The organism is Rhizobacter sp. LjRoot28, assembly GCF_964253025.1.
Taxonomy (GTDB): domain Bacteria; phylum Pseudomonadota; class Gammaproteobacteria; order Burkholderiales; family Burkholderiaceae_C; genus Rhizobacter.
Genome location: NZ_CAXUQC020000001.1, coordinates 3,781,057 through 3,802,232, shown reverse-complemented (window position 1 = coordinate 3,802,232; position 21,176 = coordinate 3,781,057). Strand labels below are relative to the sequence as shown.

The 21,176-nt window shown below is 69.6% G+C and carries 17 protein-coding genes; 3 read left to right on the top strand and 14 right to left on the bottom strand.

Going from position 1 to position 21,176, the window contains the following annotated elements:
- The first annotated feature begins 11 nt into the window (after positions 1-11).
- Positions 12-1,391, top strand: a complete 1,380-nt coding sequence (locus tag ACSQ2F_RS17355; protein WP_436025071.1) for a cache domain-containing protein — start codon at positions 12-14, stop codon at positions 1,389-1,391.
- A gap of 83 nt (positions 1,392-1,474) precedes the next feature.
- Here the strand turns inward: ACSQ2F_RS17355 and ACSQ2F_RS17350 are convergent, their stop codons facing one another.
- Together ACSQ2F_RS17350 and ACSQ2F_RS17345 are read right to left on the bottom strand one after the other, a co-directional pair.
- Positions 1,475-3,754 (bottom strand): ATP-binding protein, encoded by a 2,280-nt coding sequence (locus tag ACSQ2F_RS17350; protein ID WP_436025069.1) that lies wholly within the window; start codon positions 3,752-3,754, stop codon positions 1,475-1,477.
- Between the two features lie 178 nt (positions 3,755-3,932).
- On the bottom strand, positions 3,933-5,765 hold the full coding sequence (locus tag ACSQ2F_RS17345) for a Type 1 glutamine amidotransferase-like domain-containing protein (RefSeq protein WP_436025067.1): 1,833 nt from the start codon (positions 5,763-5,765) through the stop codon (positions 3,933-3,935).
- 303 nt (positions 5,766-6,068) lie between these two features.
- On the opposite strand from ACSQ2F_RS17345, the gene ACSQ2F_RS17340 reads away from it, so the two are divergent.
- Complete coding sequence (locus ACSQ2F_RS17340) at positions 6,069-6,392, top strand: 2Fe-2S iron-sulfur cluster-binding protein (RefSeq protein ID WP_436025065.1); 324 nt, start codon at positions 6,069-6,071, stop codon at positions 6,390-6,392.
- Positions 6,393-6,587: 195 nt separating this feature from the next.
- On the top strand, positions 6,588-8,141 hold the full coding sequence (locus ACSQ2F_RS17335) for a methyl-accepting chemotaxis protein (RefSeq protein ID WP_436025063.1): 1,554 nt from the start codon (positions 6,588-6,590) through the stop codon (positions 8,139-8,141).
- A gap of 254 nt (positions 8,142-8,395) precedes the next feature.
- Here ACSQ2F_RS17335 and ACSQ2F_RS17330 read toward each other — a convergent pair whose 3' ends face one another.
- The 12 genes from ACSQ2F_RS17330 to ACSQ2F_RS17275 all read right to left on the bottom strand — a co-directional run bounded on the left by ACSQ2F_RS17330 (position 8,396) and on the right by ACSQ2F_RS17275 (position 20,986).
- A complete protein-coding gene (locus tag ACSQ2F_RS17330) occupies positions 8,396-9,943 on the bottom strand; it encodes a phospholipase D family protein (protein ID WP_436025061.1) in 1,548 nt (515 codons plus the stop codon).
- 71 nt (positions 9,944-10,014) lie between these two features.
- Entirely contained in the window at positions 10,015-11,037 is a 1,023-nt protein-coding gene (locus tag ACSQ2F_RS17325; protein WP_436025059.1) for a threonine ammonia-lyase, read from the bottom strand.
- A gap of 302 nt (positions 11,038-11,339) precedes the next feature.
- The gene (locus ACSQ2F_RS17320; protein ID WP_436025057.1) at positions 11,340-12,161 is read right to left on the bottom strand and encodes a CHAP domain-containing protein; all 822 of its coding nucleotides are present in this window, start codon (positions 12,159-12,161) and stop codon (positions 11,340-11,342) included.
- A 132-nt stretch (positions 12,162-12,293) separates the two neighbouring features.
- A complete protein-coding gene (locus tag ACSQ2F_RS17315) occupies positions 12,294-13,265 on the bottom strand; it encodes a type IV secretion system protein (protein WP_436025055.1) in 972 nt (323 codons plus the stop codon).
- On the bottom strand, positions 13,258-14,601 hold the full coding sequence (locus tag ACSQ2F_RS17310) for a type IV secretion system protein (protein WP_436025053.1): 1,344 nt from the start codon (positions 14,599-14,601) through the stop codon (positions 13,258-13,260). The genes ACSQ2F_RS17315 and ACSQ2F_RS17310 overlap by 8 nt, the downstream gene beginning before the upstream one ends.
- A gap of 9 nt (positions 14,602-14,610) precedes the next feature.
- Positions 14,611-15,600 (bottom strand): type IV secretion system protein, encoded by a 990-nt coding sequence (locus tag ACSQ2F_RS17305; protein ID WP_436025051.1) that lies wholly within the window; start codon positions 15,598-15,600, stop codon positions 14,611-14,613.
- On the bottom strand, positions 15,597-15,950 hold the full coding sequence (locus ACSQ2F_RS17300; RefSeq protein WP_436025049.1) for a hypothetical protein: 354 nt from the start codon (positions 15,948-15,950) through the stop codon (positions 15,597-15,599). Before ACSQ2F_RS17300 ends, ACSQ2F_RS17305 begins: the two co-directional genes overlap by 4 nt.
- On the bottom strand, positions 15,947-16,837 hold the full coding sequence (locus ACSQ2F_RS17295; protein ID WP_436025047.1) for a hypothetical protein: 891 nt from the start codon (positions 16,835-16,837) through the stop codon (positions 15,947-15,949). The genes ACSQ2F_RS17300 and ACSQ2F_RS17295 overlap by 4 nt, the downstream gene beginning before the upstream one ends.
- Positions 16,834-19,371 (bottom strand): VirB4 family type IV secretion system protein, encoded by a 2,538-nt coding sequence (locus ACSQ2F_RS17290; protein WP_436025045.1) that lies wholly within the window; start codon positions 19,369-19,371, stop codon positions 16,834-16,836. Before ACSQ2F_RS17290 ends, ACSQ2F_RS17295 begins: the two co-directional genes overlap by 4 nt.
- A gap of 20 nt (positions 19,372-19,391) precedes the next feature.
- A complete protein-coding gene (locus ACSQ2F_RS17285; RefSeq protein ID WP_436025043.1) occupies positions 19,392-19,700 on the bottom strand; it encodes a TrbC/VirB2 family protein in 309 nt (102 codons plus the stop codon).
- 38 nt (positions 19,701-19,738) lie between these two features.
- Positions 19,739-20,041, bottom strand: coding sequence for a hypothetical protein (locus tag ACSQ2F_RS17280; RefSeq protein ID WP_436025041.1), 303 nt, complete (start codon positions 20,039-20,041; stop codon positions 19,739-19,741).
- Positions 20,042-20,248: 207 nt separating this feature from the next.
- The gene (locus ACSQ2F_RS17275; protein WP_436025039.1) at positions 20,249-20,986 is read right to left on the bottom strand and encodes an autoinducer binding domain-containing protein; all 738 of its coding nucleotides are present in this window, start codon (positions 20,984-20,986) and stop codon (positions 20,249-20,251) included.
- Between the last annotated feature and the right edge of the window lie 190 nt (positions 20,987-21,176).

Sequence of the window (21,176 nt, the reverse complement as noted above, 5' to 3'; positions counted from 1 at the left end):
GACAATGGGCCATGCGCCTCCAGTCCAAGCTGCTCCTGCTCGCGGCCTTGCCGCTGCTGCTGTCGCTCGCCCTGATCGCCACGGGCGTGCGGCACCAGGAACGCTCGCTCGCCGAACGCGAGCGGGCGCTGGTGGAGCAGGCTTACATGGCGGCGCGCGAAGCCGAGCTGCGCCACTACGTCGATCTGGCGCGCAGCATCCTCACCCCGCTCTACGACGAGGGGGAGGACACGCCGGCCCGGCGCGATCAGGCGCTGCGGCTGCTGGCCTCGCTCGACTATGGCGACGACGGCTATTTCTTCGTCTACGACCTGAACGGCCGCTCGCTGATGCACCCCCGCCAGCCCGAACTGGTCGGCACCGACCTCTGGGACCTGCGCGATGACCAGGGCGTGCCCACCATCCAGCACCTGGTGGCCAAGGCCCGTGCGGGCGGCGGTTTCATCAAGTACCAGTGGCGCAAGCCCTCCACGGGACAGCGGGTGCAGAAGATGGGCTATGTGATCGCCCTGCCCAAATGGGGCTGGATGATCGGCACGGGGCTCTACCTGGACGACATCGAGCAGACCTTGCGCACGCTCGACCAGCAGGTGAGCCGGCACATCGAGACGACCCTCCTCTGGATCGCGGGCATCGCGGCGGTGGGCGTCGCCCTCATCAGCGCGAGCGGCCTGTGGCTCAACATCAGCGAGCACAAGGTGGCCGATGCCAAGCTGCGACTCATGGCGCGCCAGGTCGTGCGCTCGCAGGAGGACGAGCGGGCCCACCTGGCGCGCGAACTGCACGACGGCACGAGCCAGACGCTCGTGTCCACCAAGCTGCTGATCGAGTCGGTCGTGGACGCGATGGAACGCAGCCGCAGCGCCGTCCCCGGCGCGCTTGGCACTGCGTTGGCACGCATCAACGATTCACTCGTCGAGGTCCGGCGCCTGTCGCACCGCTTGCGTCCGGCGATGCTCGACACCCTCGGCCTGCCCGCGGCGCTGGAGCAGCTGGGCCGTGAGGTCAGCGAAGCGGGCGGCGCACAGGTCATCGTGCAGGCGCTGGCACTGGACGACGGCGAGCGCCTGCCGGCCGAGGTGGCCACCGTGCTGTTCCGGGTGACCCAGGAGGCGCTGACCAACATCGGCAAGCACGCGGGCGCACGCCAGGTGCGCATTGCGCTGCAGGAGGACGCCGAAGGCCTTCGCCTCAGCGTCGCCGATGACGGCCGCGGCTTCGATCTGCAGGCCGTGCAACTCGACCCGCGCCGGGGCATCGGCCTGCGCAACATGCGCGAGCGGCTTGAGGCGATCGGCGGCAGCCTGCAGCTGCATTCCTCGCCCGGAGCAGGCACGATCGTCGAGGCGGTCTTGCCGGCAGAAGCGCTGCAGCGCCTGCGGGAGCCCTGAGCCAGGCCCTCGCCTCGGTCAGCGCTCTATCAAGCGCGCTGGCCGCGATGTTGGCCAGGGACAGTGGGCCGGGCAGGGCCGCGTCAACCGCCGCGGGCGTGCCGCAGCACCGCGCGCACCAGCTCATCGCTGTCGATGGGCTTGGTGAGCCGGTCCACCATGCCGGCGGCGAGGCACTGCTCCCGGTCCTCCTCCAGGGCGTGCGCCGTCTGGCCGACGATGGGCAGGGCCGGGTCGAGCAGCCGCATGCGGCGGGCGGTTTCGTAGCCGTCGATGCCGGGCATCATCACATCGAGCAGCACCAGGTCGTACGGCGCGTCGCCTTGCGCCCGCACCCGGTCCAGTGCGGCAAGGCCGTCGTCCACCACGTCGGCCGTCGCCCCCTCCATCGACAGCAGGCCCTCGATCACGATCTGGTTCACCGGGTTGTCCTCGGCCACCAGCACGCGCACGCCGCGCAATCGCGCGCGGGCCGGGTCCGACGCCGAAGCGGGAGGCGCGGGCGGGGTGGCTCCGGCGGCGAGCATCGGCGTGTTCGCGGCGGTGTGCGAAGCGGCTGGTGGATCGCGATGCGGCAGCGGGCGCGCGACGGGTTCGGTTGAAGGCGATGGTACGGCGCCGCCCGGTGCGCCGTCGCCGGGCAAGTTCCCGGACGCCGGCGTGGGGGTGCCACACGCGACGAGCGGCATCCGAACGGTGAACGTGGCTCCCGCTCCCAGGCGACTCTCGACACGAATGAACCCGTTCATCAGCTCGACCAGCCGCTTCGTGATGGTGAGCCCGAGGCCGGTTCCGCCGTAGCGCCGGGTGGTGGACCGGTCGGCCTGTTCGAACGGGGTGAAGAGCCGGGCGAGCTGCTCGGGTGACATGCCCACACCGGTGTCGGCCACCCGGACGCGAAGGTCGCGTCCGGCGCGGTCGACCGTGACCGTCACCTCGCCCTGCGCGGTGAACTTCACCGCATTGGACAGCAGGTTGAGCACCACCTGGCCGAGGCGCAGCGGGTCGAGGACCGCCCGCTCCGGCAGTTCGTCGTCGATGTGCAACTTCAGGGACAGTCCCTTGTCGCGGGCCGCGTCCCGCACCAGGTCGAGCGCATGCTCGAACACCGGCCGCAGTGCCGTCGGCGTGGCATCGAGGACGAGCTTGCCCGCCTCGATCTTGGACATGTCGAGCACGTCGTTCAGAATGCCCTGCAGCAGCTTTCCTGCCTGCAGAATGCTGGAGAACATGCTGCGCGTCTCGGTCGTGGCCGTCGGATCCCGGTGGCCGATCTGGGCGAAGCCCAGGACACCGTTGAGCGGTGTGCGGATCTCGTGACTCATGTTCGCAAGGAACAGCGACTTGGACCGGTTGGCCGCTTCTGCCTGCTGCTTGGCCGCCTCCAACTCGCGCAATGCATGCTCGCGCGTCACCCCTGCGCGGTACTGCTGTCCGAGAAGCAGCCCGCCACTCGCCGCAAGCACCAGCCAGAACAGCGACGCAATCGTCACCTCCCGGTACCAGGGCGCCAGCACGTCGGCCCTGGACAGGCCGACGAGGATGTAGGCCGGGTAGTCGCCGACGCGCCGGTACATCAGCCGTCGGGGATGACCGTCGATCGAGCTGTGGGCATCGAAGACGCCGTTGTCCGCGTTGGCAGCCAGGGCCTTCAACGTCTCCGGTGCCGTGAGGCGCTTGGGCCGTTCGTCCTGCAGCAAGGGGGCATCGGGAATGCGCAGCAGCACCTCGCGTTGGGGATTGAAGAGCGTGATCACCCCGTGCTCGCCGATCTTCAGCGACCGCAGCATGCCGGTCAGGGATTCCATCTCCATGGTGACGTAGACCACACCCGCTGGCGTGCCGGCGGCATCCTGGAACTGGCGCGCGATCGGCAACACCCAGCGCTCGCTCAGGCGCGAGCGCAAGGGCAGCCCGACGACCAGGCCGGGCCGGGCGCTGGCCTCGATGAAGAACTGGCGCTGCGTGATGTCGAGCGGGCGAAGGGGGTCCACGCGAACACCGTAGCGCACGCGCCCGGCTCGGTCGGACGCGCGAATGTCCGGCGCCTCCGGCAGCCGCTGCTGGAGCGCCCTCAGCGATTCGCTGAACACGGCCGGCTCCGGCTTGGCCTGACGACTCAGGCGCGCGTAGTTTTCGCCCGCCGATTGCAGCACCAGGTCGGCGGCTTGCAAGCGGGTGAACAGGTAGCGCTCGAGGTTGAAGGTGAGGTTCTGCAGCGCGTCGTCAGTGGCCGACTCGTAGCGGGCATGGCTTTGAGACAGCGAGTAGGCCAGGAACCCGCCCACGGCCATGAGCACCAGCGCCGCTGCCACCGTCAGGCTGCGAAAGGAACGCCGCCAGTCCACCACGCCATCGCCCACCGGATCTCCGCACCACGGGCAGTCGGCCCGAGGGACAGTTATACGTGCTGCGTATCGGGCTGCACAGTGAAAAATCGTGCGAATCCCGCGCTGAACGGATTTCGGCCGCCCGGTCGGATGCAGCCGTCGGGTTGCGCACAGCGCTCGCGCCACGCGACGCGGAAGGCCTTGTCCTCAGTCAGTCACCCACCGATTCGCCGGGCTGGTAGACATCGACAAGCACGTTCAATGCGCCGAAGGCGCCGTTGCTGCCCGCGAAGTGCGTGGCGCCTCGCGAATCCACCGCGACCACTGGCTGTCGCCCGAGCACCGCGGCGCGGTGTCCCTCGAGAACCAGCGCGGTCAATTCGCTGATGCCCAGTGCCGGGGTGTGCCGATGCTGCAAGCCCAGGCCGTAGAGGCGGCCCCAGCGTCGGTCGACCTGGAGACGCGGTTCGACCGCGGCGCCCTGTACGAGGCCGAGTCCGCGCTGCACCCGTGTGCCGGCGACGGTAAAGGCGGCGATGGCGTCGTCTGCGCTGTCGCCCTCGCCCACGGCGTGGTAGTGCGGTCCGGCCGCCGCGGCCATCGCGCGCTCCAACATCACCACCTCGGCGTGGCGTGCGGCGAGCCTGAGCCAGGCCGTGAAAGCGGGATCGGCCACCACGGACCCCATCCGCGACTGGTCCCGACCGATGACCAGCACGGCCGTCGCGTCGCGTGCGCGAGCCGGGTCCAGGGCGGTCTGCCCGTGCAGGTGCACGCTGGTGGAGCCGGCCCAGCCGGCCCGCACGATCGCCTGCTGGTACTGCGTTGCCAGCGCCTGGGTTTCCGCCAGGTCGGACCATGCGGCGGCGACGATGACGAGCTTGCCCAGGCGCTGGCGCGACGCCCGGCGCACGAACTCGCGGATCACGGGACCGTCCAGGTCGTCGGCAACGTCGCCCGAGAGCATGAGGGTTGCGCCCGGGGCAGCTCGCAGCCGCAGCGGCGCTCGCGGCAGGCCGTCAAAGCGCACCGGGCGCCCGCCGAGCCACGGCGTGCGGGAAGACAGGTCGAATGCCAGGCCGCGCGCGGGCGGCAGCACGTGGGTCACGACGCGGCGCGCGCTCAAGGCCGCCCGGGGTCCGACCCAGGCATGGCGCGCACGTGCGGTGACGAGGTCCACGACCAGGCCCGAGGACACGCCGCCCACGCCCGTCAACCATCGATCGCCCACGATGGAGACGCCGGTGTCGTAGTCCAGGCCGAGCCCCAGCAGGCCGCCCTGCCCGAGCACGTCGGCCGTCTGCGCCGAGGCGTTGATCATGCGGCCCAGCCGCCCTCGCGAATGGGTGTGCTCGTCGATGACCACCTGCCGCGAGCCGAAACGCAAGCCGCGGTGGCCGGAAGGACGCCCGTACCAGAGATCGATGGACCCTTTCTCGAGCGCATTGGTGCTGTCGCCCGCGTCCGTGTAGCCCGCGTTCATCACACGCGACTGGATAGCGGCGCCCGCGCTCGTCCCGCCGAACACCACGCCGCGATCGGCCGCTTCCGACAGGGCCGCCTCGGCGGGCGACCCGGCGAGGATCCGCATCGCGTAACCCTGGTCCCCGCCGGTGAAGAAGATGCCGTCGACCGCCGGGGCGCGCAAGGCCGACACGATGGCCGGCGCGTGAGCGTCGGCGGCGACGAAGAGGGGCACCGAGCTGACATGGCAGCCGCCGGGGTGGGCCGCGCGGTCGAGTACCTTGTCGCACGCCGCCTGCAGGGCGGCAACGTCCTCGGCAAGGATGATCGGGTCCTCCGGCAGCACCGGATCGTCGGCGAAGGCCGCCGGCACCATCACCATGTGCACCGCCGGCCCTCGGGTCTGCCGCGCCACGTCGAGGGCGTAGGTCTCCAGGGCCTTGTCGTAGCCGCCGCCGATGGCGTGCAGGGCGCGCGCCGGTCGAGCCCGTTCCCGATCGCCATCGTGCGATGCGGCAGGCAGCGCGATGCCCAGCAGGCCGGCCAGCAGCAGCGAGCGGCGGAGAAGAAGCATGTGCATGGCCGGCCTCAGGAAAAGGGGTGGCCGACTGTGCGGTTCACGCCGCGCCCGGTCCATCCCTAGGAGCGTGGGCGGCAGAGAGAAGGGCTCGCGCCGGAGCGAGTCGCGGTGGCAGACGAGGCGCCGGCGAGGCCGTGTGGCGAGCCACACAACGAGTCGGCAACGAAGGATGCCCCCGCGAATCGCCCCGGCCCGAAGGGCCAACGCGAGCCCTTCTCTCTGCCGCCCACGCTCCTAGCTCGTGACGCCGCGGCCGCGGTCCGGATGGAGGCACACTCACGGCCTGGTTGTCACGATCTGCCCATGCCCGATATCACTTTCCATTTGTCCGACGGTTCAGAGGTCGGCTTCGAGGCGCCCGAGGGCGTCACCCTGATGCAGGCCGCCACCGGCTACGGTGTCGACGGCATCCTCGCCGAATGCGGCGGTGGCGCGTCGTGCGGCACGTGCCATGTCTACGTGGACCCGGAGTGGGCGGCACGCTTGCCCGCACCCTCCGCGCGCGAGGACGAGACGCTCGGTTTCACCGCGGCCGAGCGACTCCCGACCAGCCGGCTCGCCTGCCAGGTGATGCTGTCGCCCGACCATCAAGGCCTGAGCGTGACGGTGCCTGCCGAACAGCGCTGAGCGGCGGTCCGCCAGGGGAACGCCAGGCGGGGGATCGGCCCTGCCACGTCGGGGTGGCAGGTGCCAATTCGATCACGCGGACCGGTTCAAGCACCGATCCGGTGCGTCGATAACAACGGACCCGCGCCGCTCCAGCGGCGTCCGTTCGTCCCGGTCCCGGCCCGCTGCCGGACCTTCCTTCCGAGGTGCTCCCCTGTGCTGAAGTCCCACACCCGCTCCCTTGGCGCCCGGCTCGGCCTCGCCTTTGCCGCCGTGCTCGTCCTGTGCATCGGCAGCGCGCTCGTCGCCGTGTCGCAGATGAAGACCATCTACGCGGGCACGGTCACCGTGACCGATCGCTGGCTCGCCGGCCTGCAGCAGACCAACGACATCCGTCACTACCTGCACAGCACGCGCCGTGCGCAGCTTCGCCTCACCGCGACCAGCCCGTTGGCGGACGTGGGCGTGCGTGAACGCGACATCGCCGGCCACGCAGTTCACATCGCCGAGCTGCTCAAGGGCTACACCGACCACGTCGCTTCGCCTGAAGAAGGTGCGCTGCTCGACGCCGTGAAGGCGCGGGTCGGCGTGATCGGCGAGGCCAACGTGGCGCTGCTCGGCTTCATGAAGGCCAGCGAAAGCCGCGACCCGCAGGCGCTCTTCGACCTCAACGAGAAAGTGGCCAAGGACATGATCGCGGGCGAAAAGGCCCTGGCCGACCTGATCAAGTTCAACGAGGAAGGCGCCAAGCAGGCCAAGGCCGATGCACTGGGTGCCTATGAACGCGCGTTGGCCGTCACGCTCGCGGCCGTGGCCTTGGCGCTGTTGTCGGGTGTCCTGCTCGCCGTTCTGATCACCCGCAGCATCACGCGGCCGGTCCTGACGGTGGTGCGCGCGGTGGAATCCGTCGGCAATGGCGACCTGTCGGTGCGCATCACGGTCGACCGCGATGATGAACTCGGCCAGCTGCAAGCCGGGCTGTCGAAGATGGTGGGCTCGCTCGCCACGCTGGTTGGCCAGATCCGCCAGTCGGTGGACGGCATCGGCACCTCCAGCAGCGAAATCGCCACCGGCAACCGCGACCTGTCCGAGCGCACCGAGCAGGCTGCCGCGAACCTTCAGCAGACCGCATCGTCCATGAGCCAGTTGACCGGCACGGTGCGCCAGTCGGCCGAATCGGCACGCACCGCCTGCGAACTGGCCGGCTCTGCGGCCAGCGCGGCCACCAAGGGTGGCGAGGTCGTTGCAAGCGTGGTGACGAACATGGAAGCCATCACCGCCAGCTCCCGCCAGATCGGCGAGATCATCGGGGTGATCGACGGCATCGCGTTCCAGACCAACATCCTCGCGCTGAACGCCGCGGTGGAAGCGGCGCGCGCCGGCGAGCAGGGCCGCGGCTTCGCCGTGGTGGCGGCCGAGGTGCGCACCCTGGCCCAGCGCTCGGCCCAGGCGGCCAAGGAGATCAAGCAGCTGATCAGCCGCTCGGTGGAACAGGTCGAGTCGGGCTCGGTGCTGGTGCGCGAGGCCGGCGTGACGATGGACGACATCGTGAACTCGGTGCAGCGCGTGTCGCAGGTGATCGGCGAGATCACGGCGGCCACCAGCGAGCAGAGCGAGGGCCTTGGCCAGATCAACCAGGCCGTCGTCCAGCTCGACCGCATGACGCAGCAGAATGCCGCCCTGGTGGAGCAGTCCAGCGCCGCGGCCGAAAGCATGAAGGCGCAGGCCGACGGCTTGCGCGAGGGCGTGCAGGTGTTCCGCCTCGGCTGAGCGCAGGCCAGTCCGTCGCCATGAAAAAAGGCCCGCGCCGAGAGGTGCGGGCCTTCGTCCGTTCAGGCGATCAACGGCGCAGTTCGGGGGCGGCTTCCAGCGCCTTGACGAGCTTGTTCATCGCATCCAGGCTGGACGGTCGCGTTCTTCGCAAAGCGTCGGGCTTGGATGTTCAGAGGCAACTGTGCCGTTGCGGGCGATCGCCTTGGCGGCCACTGAACTGACTGGCCGTCCACCGCCCGGGCGGCGTCGCCTCAAAGCGAAGTCTCGGGCGCCACGATCCAGAGCAGGTCGGACAGCAGGCGCCGCCAGGCGGTCGTGTCCGGTTCGTCCTCCAGCACGACGATGCGGTCGCCCTCGCGCCGCTCCCAGGTGAGCCGGCTGCCGTTCCAGCGAACCCGATGGCTGCGCTCGTCGGCGGCGCGATCGATCAATCCCTCGAGGCTGCGGGCGAGGCTCTCGCTTTCGACGACGAACACCAGTTCGGTGTTCAGCCAGGCCGAGCGCAGGTCTGCATTCGGCGAGCCCACGACAACGGTGCGGCCGTCGATGATGAACGCCTTGGCATGCAGGCTGGTGCGCGAACTGAAGGGTCCGGAGCCGCCCGTTCCCGGCGGGCCGCTGCGGCCGGACAGCGGACGAAGTTCGTGAAGCACGACGCCGGCCCGCGCAAGTTCGGTGCGGTAGTGGGCGTAGCCGGCGTGCGCGGCCACCACGTCGGTGGCGGCCAGCGAGTTGGTCAGCACGCTGAGCGTCACCCCGCGGCGCACCAGGCCGGCCAGCTGCTCCACACCATCGCGCCCCGGCACGAAGTACGCCGAGACGATGGTCACCCGTTCGCGTGCCGACATCACGAGGGCGCGCAGCGACGGGGCCATGCGCACGCCATCACGGGCGGCGGCGTCGCGGCCGCCTGCCTTCTCCGGCAGGTCCCAGAGCGCGCGGGCCGGGCCCCATTCGAACGCCAGCGTGCCGTCGAACAAGGCCCGTGCCATGGCCTCGCCCTCGTCGCTCGCGCGAGGCTCTGGGAGCGGCGCGACCGGGTGCGAATCCGTCACGGCGGCGAAGGTCTCGACGGGCACCGCCCAGGCGCTGTTCCAGTAGGCGTCGAAGCTGGCCGACGCCTCCTTGACGACCGGCCCGATGGCCAGCACGTCCAGGTCGAGGAAGGCGGTTTCCGAGGTCTGCCCGAAGTAGGCATTGCCGATGTTGCGGCCGCCGACGATCGCTGCCGCGTTGTCGGCCACCATGATCTTGTTGTGCATGCGGCGGTTCAGCCGGTCGGAGCGCAACAGCAGTTCGGTGCCGCGACGCAGGCCCATGCGTGCGCGGATGCGGAAGGGGTTGAACACCCGCACCTCGATGCCGGGATGGGCGGCGAACTCAGCGAGTGCCGCATCTCGCGTTCCGGTGTGCACGTCGTCCACCAGCAGGCGAACCCGGACGCCGCGGTCGGCTGCCTGCGCCACCAGCGCGAGCAGGCCGCGGCTGGAACTGTCGTCGGCCAGGATGTAGTACTGCAGGTCGAGGGTGGCGCTGGCCGAGAGCGCCAGTGCCTCGCGGGCGGCCAGCGCCTCCGCACCGCGCACGAGCAGGCGCAGGCCGGAACCGCCTTGGCGGGGGGCGGCCTGGCCGGCGACGGCGGCGCCGAGCGGCGTGCCCTCGGGCCGCTGCAGTGCATGGGTGAAGGGCTGGGGCGTCTCCGGCAACCCGGCGCAGGCGGACAGCAGCGCCGCGGTCAGCGCCAGCAGCAGGATGCGCAGGGTGCGCGGGGTGGCAAGGAGGCGAAGGGACGGGAACATGGGGTGCAGGTGGCGTCGCCCCGATCCTAGGACCTTTGCAGGCCGCCAAGCCCAGGGCGAGCCCCCGGACCTCAGCCCTGCGATGCAGCCGCCCGCAGCAGCGCGTCGTTGAAGCGCTTGGGGTCGATGTTGGTGCCGCACACCACGAGGCCGACGCGCTGGCCGTCCAGGCGCTCGCGCAGCGGGCCGAGCAGCGCCGCAGTGGCCGCGGCCGCGGCGGGTTCGGCGACGAGCTTCATGTCCCGGAAAAGGTGGGCCATCGATCGGCAGAGGGCGTCGTCGTCGACCCGGACGATCTCGTCGACGAAGCGCTGGCAGACGCCAAGGCTGTAGGGCAGGGCGTAGGGGGCGCCCAGGCTGTCGGCGATGGTGTCCACCCGGTCGAGCCGCACCGGTTCGCCGGCTTGGAAGCTGCGGTACATGGCGTCGGCGCCCACCGGTTCGACGCCGTAGACCCGGCACGCGGGGTTGAGCTGCTTGACGGCGGCCGAGATGCCGGCGCACAGGCCGCCGCCACCCACCGGCACCACGACCGCATCGAGTCCGGGCACCTGTTGCATGAACTCCAGGCCGACGGTGGCGGTGCCCTCGGCGATGCGCGGGCCGTCGAAGGGATGCACCATCGTCCGTTGCTCGGTCTCCACCAGGCGTTGGGCGAGCGCGAACGCGTCGTGCACGGTGTCCGTCAGTCGCACCACGCCGCCTTCGGCCTCGCAGGCGGCCACCCGCGCCGGGTTGGCGGTGCGGGGCATGCAGACGGTGGCCGTGGTGCCGGCCACGCGGGCGGCGTGTGCGGTCGCGATGGCGTGGTTGCCGGCACTGGCCGCCACGACGCCACGCGACAGCGTGGCGGCATCCAGTGCGGCAAGGCTGTTGAGGGCGCCGCGCAACTTGAAGCTGCCGGTGCGCTGGAACAGCTCCAGCTTCAGCCACACCTCGGTCGATGGCGAGAGCGCGCGTTCGACCTCGCCGGTCTGCCAGCGCCACACGGGCGTCTCCAGGACGCGGCCATTGAGCCGGTCAGCGGTGCGGCGGATCTGGTCGAGGGTGGGATAGGGCGTTTCCGCCGACGTGGCGGCTGCGTTGGTGTTCATCAGGAATGTTCCATTCGGGCTTCGCGAAAACGGCTCGAGCGTCCGGACGCGGGGCGTCTGCGGGCGGGACGAGGGCGATGAGGCGGTGCGGGACCGTCGAGCACCGGCCGAAGCCGCAGCTCAACGATCCAGGCGAATTCGAATGGACGTGCCGATGGCGCGCACGCCGCGGCCGACCGGCGTGCGGGGCGCGGCGGTGACGTCGACGTGGGAGCGGCTGAGGGTCATCACGCAACGATGATAGCGCGGTCGGACCAGCGGTGCGCCCTCCCCGGGCGAGACGCCGCCTGGCGGTCAGCGCCTCACTTCTTCTTGCAGCACAGCGGCCAGACGCTCTGCGGGTCGGTGGAGGTGCAGCGGCAGAGGTTCGGCGGCTCGCCGAGCAGATTGCCTCCGCCGGTGTGGGCCGGCCCTTCGCCCTCGGGCACGTTGTCCGGCCCCCAGGCGTCGGTGGGCGTGCCGGTGCGCGGTGAATTGCTGGCGAGGTTGTCCTCGGCATGCAGGAAGGCGCAGGCGCATGACGTCCGGATGTTGGCGATCGTCGAGCGCTCACTGCGCATGTTCTGCTGCGCGATCTGAACGCTCTCCTCGTTGTACACCTTGGTGACCACCGCCACGTGGCCGTGGATCGGGCTCGAGCCGCAGCTGCCCGCGCCGAAAACGAACAGGTCGCCCGGCACGGGGGTTCCCTGTCCGGGCCTGAAGCGCTTGACGCCACGCGGCAGCGGCCAGTCGCAGAGGTTCTTGGCCGACGGCATGATGAGCCACTTGTTGAACTTGAAGCCGAAGTAGCGTTGCGCGAGTTCGAAGCACTGGTAGCCGAACCCGCTGTTGGTCATGATGCGGTTGCCGTACGGGTTGGTGGTGTACGTGTCCTTGCCATCCGTGCTGAAGATCGGGTTGCCGTAGCAGTGTTCCTTGTTGAAGATCGGAAACCCGCTGCTGTCCTCGAAGTCGTCGAAGCGGCCCTTGTTGCCGTCGATGTAGGCGGAGGGCGGGGCGCCACAGGCGAAGGCATGGGCGTCGATCGGCAACCACATCATCATGAGCGCAAGCAAGGCGCACAGGGCGGCGACGGCGGGTGAGGCATGCAGGGCGCGGGGTCCTGCGGAATGGCTTGGCATGTCTTCCTCCAGCTCGATGGGATCGCGCCAGTGGTGCGAATGCCGTGCCAGCGGCTGCACCGGGTGACGGCCTGCGCCGGCTGGGCGAGGAACGTGAATCAGGGATCCCCGGTGTGCGGCCGGCCGCACGTCTCAACGGCCGAAGGCGCGAGCCGTCCCGCGCGCCATGTCCTGCATCACGCCGGTCACGCCGGACACGCCGGCCGTCAGCGCGGTGGCGAAGCGCCCGGTGGCAGTGAGGATCACCGCGCCGACGACGATGAAGAGAAAGAGCGCGATCAGGTCGAACGGCCGGTGCACGTCGATCGTGGCGCCGGTCGAGCCGGGCGCGGCCTCCTGGATGACCTTGAAGCACAACAGGACGATGGCCAGCGTGATCTTGGCCACCAGGTCGAACATGATGACGCCCATGAAGAACTTGAGCCAGCCGTCGAACAGGAAGGACAGCTGCCGGTACAGCAGGAACGGGATGGTGAACCAGCCGAAGGCATAGGCGACCATGAAGCACCACTGCATCCAGGTCTCCACGATGGTGGCGATGATGCCCAGCGTGATGATGGCCACGAAGCCGAGCATGGCCGTACCGATGGCCAGCAGGCCGGCGCCGTTGGCGCAGCCGAGCAGGCCCTCGCAGTTCGGACGCAAGGTCAGCTGCAGCAGCATGCTGAAGATGGACTCCGCGAGCGTCGCCTTTCCGGTTGCGCCGCCGATCGTGCCGGCCAACGCGTCCCCGATGAAGCGCCCCGCCTCGGCGATGCCGGGAATCAGGGTTCGGTAGGCGGTGAGAAAGAGGTACACGTAGAAGATCGTGAACATCAGCTCCAGGATCTCCATCAGGTCGAAACCGCGCATGGCGAAGCCCGAGAACTTCCAGACGAACAGGATGGTGGCCAGCGAGGCGAACAGCACGTTGACGATGCGCGAGATCTGCGCGCTGCCGAGCGCCGTGCCGATGCTGGCGTTCATGGTGTCGCTCACGTTGCGCAGCGACACGAAGATGTCGTGAAGGAAGGGAATGTCCGGCACCTCCTGGGCGTGGGCCGGCCCCGCCAGGAGGCACAGCCCGGCCGCCGTGAGGAGCAGCTGGAGCCGGCGGTCAGTCATTGCTGGAACGCAGGCGGCTCACCGCGTTGTAGCCGGTGCGGAACCCCTTGTTGCGCTTGAGCGAACGCAATGCGGCGTCGCGGTAGGCCCGCGCCATGCCGGCGCCCGCGCCGCCAAGGGCCTGGCCGAAGCTCAGTCCGCCGGAGGTCTGCGGCGTGGAGCCGCCCTGATTGCCGCCGCGGTTTCCCCCGCGGTTGCCTCCGCGGTTGCCACCGCTGTTGCGGCCACGGTTGCCCGTCCGGCCGCCGCGGTTGGCGCTGGTCGACGAATTGCCCGACTTGGCCCGGATGCCTTGTGCCGCACCGGCCACGCCTGTCGTCACGATGGACACCGGCACCGCGACGATCTTCACCGCGGCGGCGGCGGCCTTGCCGAAGTTCAGCCCGCCCGCTGCGGCGCCGGCCACCACCGCGTTGGAGAAGCGACCGGTTGCCAGCAAGGTGAAGATGCCGACGCCCGCGAACAGCATGAGACCCAGCACGTCCGCCAGGTCCTTGATGGGGGACTGGGGGGCGACCGTGAACGCGCCGGACGCCACTGCCGACACCGTCGTGCCCTGGTACGTGAGGATCGCCACCGCCACCAGCGCCAGGTTCACCCGCGCCAGGATGATGTACACCACGACGCCGAAGAAGAAGCGCAGCCAGCCCTCGAACAGGAAGGCCAGGCGCTTGTAGAGGAGGAAGGGCAGCATCACCGGTCCGACCGCCAGCGCGATGGCGTAGATCCAGAAGCCCCAGATGTCCACGAGCATGATGGCCACGCACAGCACGGCGATCACGATCGACATCGCCAGCGCCGCCACCATCTTGATGATCGACCCCTTGATGCAGTCGAAAGGGTTGAACATGCTGGCGTCGCAGTCGGGCATCAGCGACAGGCCGTACTTGCTGAACATCGACACGAGCGCGGTCGGCAGCGACACCGCCTCGGGCGAGTCGAACGAGATGCCGGCAATGCCTGCGAGGATGGCCTGTCCCACGTAGAGCGTGGCGTCGAAAATGGCGGGCACCACGCTCGTGAATCCGGCGATCATCACCCACACCAGCATGATGTGGACGGCGGTGTGGACCATGTCGTCCAGCTGGAATCCCCGCAGCGCCCAGCCCGTGCACTTGATGACGAAGAGCGCGAGCGCCATCGCGGTGAAGAGGGTTCCGGCCACCGTCATCAGCGCGTCGCCCTTGACCACGTCTGTCACCCGGTCGACGATCGCCTTTTCGTACTCCGTGACTTGTTGGAACGCGTCGCCCAGGCCCGCGTGGGCGGCGCCCGCAGCCGCCACCAGACCCAGTCCGACGGCCAGGGGAATCACCAGCGCGCGCTTGCTTGACATGCGTCGTCCTCAGAGGGCGGCCACGGCGGCGCCGGCCACGGTCGCAGCGGCTTGAGCCGCCTTCTGCACCACTTCGCCGACGCCCCCGCCGGCCGCAGAATTCACGATCGCGGAGGCGAACTTGCCGGTCGAGTAGAGCGTCGCGATGCCGACGATCATGAACACGAACATGCCCATGAGGTCGAAGAATCCGTTGACGGTGACGCTGACCTCCGGCACCGTGGTGGACCCGTGAGCGACGCCGAACATGATCTCCAGGCCCAGGAGGACGAGCGCCAGGTTGACCTTCGCCACGATCACATAGACGATGATCCCGAAGAAGAACTTCAGCCATCCGTCGAACAGGAAGGACAGTCGCTCGAAGAGCAGGAAGGGAATCGTGACCCAGCCGATCGCGAAGGCGATCTGGAAGCCCCAGAGCGTCCACAGCTCGACCAGCGTGGCGATGATGCCGAGGATGATCACGACGACGTAGGCCGCCAGCGTGGCCGGGATCGACAGGAACTCCCGGCCCAGGCAGCCGAGGTTGTCGCAGCCGGCGTTGAAGTCGCCCTGGATGGCCATCGTGAAGATCGCCTCGGCCATGCTCACCGAACCGTCGCGTCCGCTGATGCCGGTGCCAAGGACCTCGGCCACGTAGCGACCGCCCTCGAACATCGGCGGGAAGATGGCCTTGTAGCTGGTCAGCAGCACGTAGACGAAGAAGATCGTCATCATCAGCGTGAGCAGCTCCATCATGTCGAAGCCGCGCAGCGCGAAGCCGGCGAAGCGCCACACGAAGAGCCCGAGCGCCAGCCCGCTGAAGAGCACGTTGACGACCAGCTCGACCTGGGCCGTTCCGAGGGCGTTGCCCACGGCCGTGGTGATCTGGTCGGACACCCGTTCGAAGGCGAGGAAGATCTCGTGCAGCGCCGGAATGGGCGCCGCCTGGGCCGGGCCGGCCCAGGCGCACAGCAGCGCGGCCGATGCCGCACCGATCAGCAGGCGACGTGACGTCATGGGGCGATCGACCTTTCGAGCGAACTCGTCATCTGCCGGACCGCGGCACCGGTCTGCTGCAGCTGCACCTGCGCCCGTGCGCCATGCCGCAGCGCGGCGGCACGGACCTGTTCCTCGCGGGCCAGCGCCTCGAGCGCCGCGAGGTACAACTCGCACCGGCTGATCTCCACGGCGCGCCGGGCGGGGTCGCCCGGCTGGTCGCGCAGTGCAAGCAGCCGGAGCTGGATCTCCCTGACGAGGGCATCGCGGTCGGCAGAGGCGGCGGTCTGTGCACTCGCCCCGCTGCATGCGAGCGCCGCCCCGGCCAGGGCCAGCGGCAGCGCGATCCACCGAAGCCGGCGCGGGCTCACCGCAGCAGCCCCGGCGCCTGGGTGTCGCGCACCAGGCCCGCGCCGCCAAAGCGTTCGGGCCCGGCCAGGCGGGCCAGCGACGCCTGCTGGGATGATTGCAGCGCGGCCAGTTCGCTTCGCAGTCCCGCGAGTTGCGAGGCGGCCGAACGCGCATCGGCCACGTCGATCGCCGCGCCGCGCGCGACGACAGACGTCAGCCCGGCCAGCCGCTGCGCCATCGCGGCGCCGGCTTCGCGAACCTGGAGCAGGTCGTGACTCTGCCGTTCGGCACGGGCGCGCAGTTGGTCGAATGCCTCGCGGATGCCCTGATGCGATGTTGTCGCGTGGGGCGATGACGTGAGGGCCTCGACGCGCCGCAACAGCAAGCCGGCTTCGGCCGGGCGCGCCAGTGCCAGCAGCGGATCGATGGCCAATGCGCTGGCCTGGGGGCCCAGGGTGTTGGCCAGGTCCGCCAAGGGCCCGGCGGCAGGTGCTCCCGCCGCTGCGGGCCTGCCGCCCCCGGCGCCACCCCGAAGGCCCCGGCCGAGCAGGGCGGCGGCCGGGTCAACGTCGGGCACCTGCCGTTGTGCGGCCACCAGCGCGGCGAAATGGCGGGCGATGCGGGCGTCGGCGGTGGCGTCCAGCGTGGCGGTCGTGGGCATTCCGGCGGCGGACGGCTCCAGGCGCGACAAGCCGTTGGCGGGCGCTCCCGTGACCTCGGCGATGTACGCCTCCAGCAGGGCCAGGACCTCGGCCCACCCCTGCGGGTTGGCGGCGATCGCCGACTGCGGCACGGCGTCGATCTCGGCCAGCACCTCGTCCAGTTCGTCGCCAGCGGCCGGCATGGCAAGCGCGGCCAGGGCAAGGGTCGCGGCGGCGATCGCCCGAGGGATGCGCAACGGGCTCACTTCAGAATTCCTTCCTCGCGGAAGCGCTGCAGCGTCAGCCGCATGCCGCGTTCGTAACCGTGTTCCTCGATGAGCGCCGTGCGGATGGCGGCCTCGCGCGGATGCGAGGTGTTCATCACGTACTGCTCCGGCTCGACAGTCAGGTTGACCACCTTGGCGATGCCGATCTCGGGCTGGACGATGAAGGCCTGCCGCTTGGGCACGAGGCCGCGGATGGCCTCGCACTCGCCCTGCTGCAAAAAAGGGAAGGTCTCGAGGTAGAGGTCGTCGTCCATCTTCGGGTCCGCCATGAACACGAAGGTGCTGGCGGCGCTGCGCACCGCGGCCCAGTTGTCGGTGCGCAGCAGTTCTTCGGGGGACTGCGTCCAGAGCTGGACGCCTGCGCCCCATTTGCCCCAGGTGCGAACCTTGGACACGAGATACTCGGCGAACACCTTCAGGCGCAGTGCATGGTGGCATTCGTCGACGTGGAGTTCCTTCGGGATGCCGCGCCGCCGCGGGTCCTCGAAGGCCCGGGTGATGCGGTAGAACAGTTCCAGCAGCAGGGGCCCCATGGCATCGGCGTCGTCCCGCACCGCCTGCAGGTTGTAGACGGCCACCCGTTTGTCCAGGCCACCGGCACCGTCCTCGACCGCCGCAAAGAGCGGGGCATAGCGGCCGGACATCTGCGGGTCGTTGCCGCGGGTCCAGCGGGTGAACTTCTGGGCCAGCTGCATGGGCATGTGCGCCACCAGCGAATCGAGGGTGCGCATCTCGGGCGGCAGCAGCAAGGTCTTGCGAATGGCGCTGTCGAGGTACTCCTGCTCGTTGTGCGCGAGCTGCTGCAGGCCGGGGTCGTCGTTGGCTCGCATCATCTCGACCAGCAGTTCGGTCATGTGCACGATGAACCCGATGTCGCCGTCGCCCTGGTAGTTGACGAAGGGGTTGAGGCCGTGGCGGCCGTCGGCGGTGACGCGGAAGATGCCGCCGTCCGCCCCGAAGGCCTGGGCGAGGGTTTCGGTGCCCGGGTCGATGTCGATGGCCCGGATGACGCCGCCGTACTTCAGGAAGTGCGTGGCCAGGGTGTTCTTGAAGAAGGTCTTGCCGCTGCGGATCGGCCCGATGCCGACGAGCATCGCGCGCCCGCCGATGAAGTTGCTGAAGAAGAAGGGGCGGCCATCGCGGCTCTCCATCACGTACTGGGCCTCCTCGCCGCCGAGGTCCTCGACGTGCGGTTGGCCGAGGGCGCTCTGGTAGACGAGCGCGGCCGCGGCGCTCTGGGTGCCGTTCAGGATCATGTCCCGCATGCTCTTGTGCTGCCCGCCAGGTTGCAGCGTCTGGTACGCGTAGGGCAGGTCCACGCCTTCCCACACGATCGACAGACCGACGTTGGAGCACGCACGGTCGAGCGACAGCACGGTCTCGCGCAGGCGGGCCGGATCCTGGTGGAAGGCGGCGACGAAGCTGTGCCCGTGGCCCCAGACCTCGTCGAGGGCCTCGGCCTCGCCCAGCTCCTCGATCTTCTGCGCGATGGCCGGCTTCATGGTCAGGCGCTTCTCGTGCAGCGAGCGCTCGCGGCCCTGCAGCACGTCCCAGGGGCTGAGTGCGCTGCGCTCGAGTTCCGTCTGCTTGCCGCGAAAGAGCATCGAGCGTCGGAACTCATTGAACGGCGTGAAGCGGTGCATCAGCACGTAGTTGCCGCGCAGCCGGGCAGGGGAGTCCTCGCCGTTGCCCCACAGGCCTTCGCGCACCGGGCTGCCGAGCCGGCTGACCGCACCGATCTTCACGTACTGGTACTCCGCGTCCTCGATCTTCAGCACGTCGAGGTTCGCCACGCGCAGGTGGCGCACGTCGCCGCTCGTGAGGAAGTGATCCCAGTTGGTGGCAGGCGGCGTCTCGAGCTGCGCGGTGTCGAGCCGGCGCGGCTGGAAGGTCGCGAGGAAGCGGGCGTGTGCCCAGATCTCCTCGATCTCCAGCGGCTCGGCCGACATCATCCCGGACCACTTCGCGGCCACCACCGAGAGCGCGTCGCGCAATGCCCATGACTGCCGTTCCAGCTGGTCGGCGATGAACATCAGCGCGTTGTCGCGCGACAGCGCCTGCTTGACGACACGCCGACTGGCGCCGCTGACCGCCGACATCGCGATGTGCTTGAGCATGCCGGCGATGTCGAGGCGGTTGGTGTTCTCGGGCGGGTGGATCTCGAAGTAGTGGATCAGGCGCGAGTTGCAGAGGTTGCGCTGGTTGAGGAACTCCGCCCGACGTTGCGACATCAGGTCACTGATCGGGTGGTCGCGCCGGGCGAGTGTCACCTGCGCGCCTTCGAAGTGCGTGTAGTACTGGGTGACCGAGATGTCCTTCGAGAGCTTGCCGTAGATGACGCGCGCGACCTGCATCAGCCCCTGGTGGTCGATCGGCGCCATGCCGTCGGGGTCGCGGCCCGACAGCTCGATGGCGCCGAGCAGGGACCCCGTCTTCGTCAGCACGAAGCCGTTGTAGACCCCGTAGCAGCTGTGCAGGTCGAGGACCGAGCCGATCTTCTCGCGCGCGCCCATGTGCAAGCTCCGGTGGGGCGTCAGACCGTGACGGTGCCGCCGAACTGGGTGACCCAGAAGGCGGCGTTCATGATGGCGAGCCCGGCCACCACCACCCGCAGCAGCGGGCCGAAGATGCCGTCCTTCGGCGCGAACACCCAGGTGCAGAACGCCGCGATGATGGAGATCACCACCACTGACTTGCCGAAGGGGCCGGTCATGAACGCGGTGAAGGAGTTGAGGAAGGCGGTGACCTTGCCGAAGTCCTGGGCCTGCGCGGAGGCGCTGGCAAAGGCGAGCATCAGCGCGGCGAAGGCTGGGGCGCGGCGGGTACGGGTCAGGGTTCGCATGGACGGGCTCCTTGGGATGAGGGGGTGGGTCGAGGGGCTCACTGCCGGGAGGGCAGCACCGTGACGGAACGGGGCGCGCGGGGCGCGGTGGTCCAGCGCACCGGCCGCCCGAGCGAGCGCTGCCACGCGATCAGGGCGCGCGGGTCGTCGTTGTAAATCGCGAAGAGCACGCCGAACAGCAGCGTGCCGATGGCCAGGCCGAAGAGCACCGGAATCTGCGTGACCATCGCGAAGCTGAAGACCGCGGCGCCGACGAACTGCTTGCTGGGGATGCCCCAGATCGTGTTCTCGCGGGCGAAGATCTTGACTTCCTGGAGGCTCTGCTCGGTGTTCTGGGCCATGGTGGGCAATGCGGGCGTTGAGTCGGACGGCGTGGCATTCGCCAGAGCTGTGCCAGGCCGCTGTCTCCCCGACCGACGGCCGACAAGACCTTGATTTGCTTGGCGAAACCGGCGGACGCGCGGCGCCCGGTCGGTGCGGCGGTGGGCGGACCCCCGTGCAGGAATCCGCACAAGGGCGACCCGCGCGTGCGGGTCGCCGGACGGGGTTCACCGCGTGTTCAGCCGCGCGGCCGCCTGCATCAGTTGCAGCCGGTTGCGCACACCGAAGCGCTTGCGAAGCTGCCGCATGTGGTAGTCCACGTTGTGCAGGCTGAGGCCCAGGAAGGCGGCGATGCCCTTGTCGCCCAGGCCGGTGGCCAGGCAGCGAAGGATGGATGTCTGCACCGGCGTGAGCTGATCGGTCACGGGCGCCGGCTCGTCGTCGACCGCGCAGTGCAACTGGTATTCGTGCACCGCGAGGGCGATCGTCCAGGCTTGTTCCAGCACCCCGTCGTCGAGCCAGCGGCTGCCCTTGCGACGCGACAGCAGGCCGACCATGTGGCGCTCGTAGAGGCGAAACCCCGGGAGGCCGAACAACACGCCGCTGTGCATGCCGGTGCGACGCAGTTCGGCCACGAAGTGGGCGACGCGGGCGCGAGGTGCGTCGAGTGGCGCGCGGCGCTCCAGTTCGTCGACGTGCCAGACGCAGGGCAGGCTCGAGCGGGTGGCCTCGTGAAGCCGGGCGTCGACTTCGAAGAAGCCCTCTTCCACATACCGGCGCGCCCACGAGGGGTCCGTCCAGGTCGTGCAGTACGACAGCGGCTCGGGCTGGCTGCGCTGCAGGGACACCTGGCAGTAGCCCAGCCATTGGAAGCCGATCTCGGCGAGCAGGCTGCGCACCAGCCGTTCACGCGCACCCGGGCCGTCGGCATGCATCAGCTGGCGCAGCAGCGTGGGCAGGGGCATGACTCGATCATCCGGGGGTGAAGGGACCTGCGGGACCGGCTTCGGCGGGGCGTCGTACAGACGGACGTCCGTGCGCAAGGGTCGCCGCGGCATCGGCGGCGGAAGCAGCCGGCATTCCGGCCGGGTCGGGGTGTCGATGGTCATGGTGGCCTCCCTGTGTTGAATCGAACACGGCTCCTCCCCACCGCGT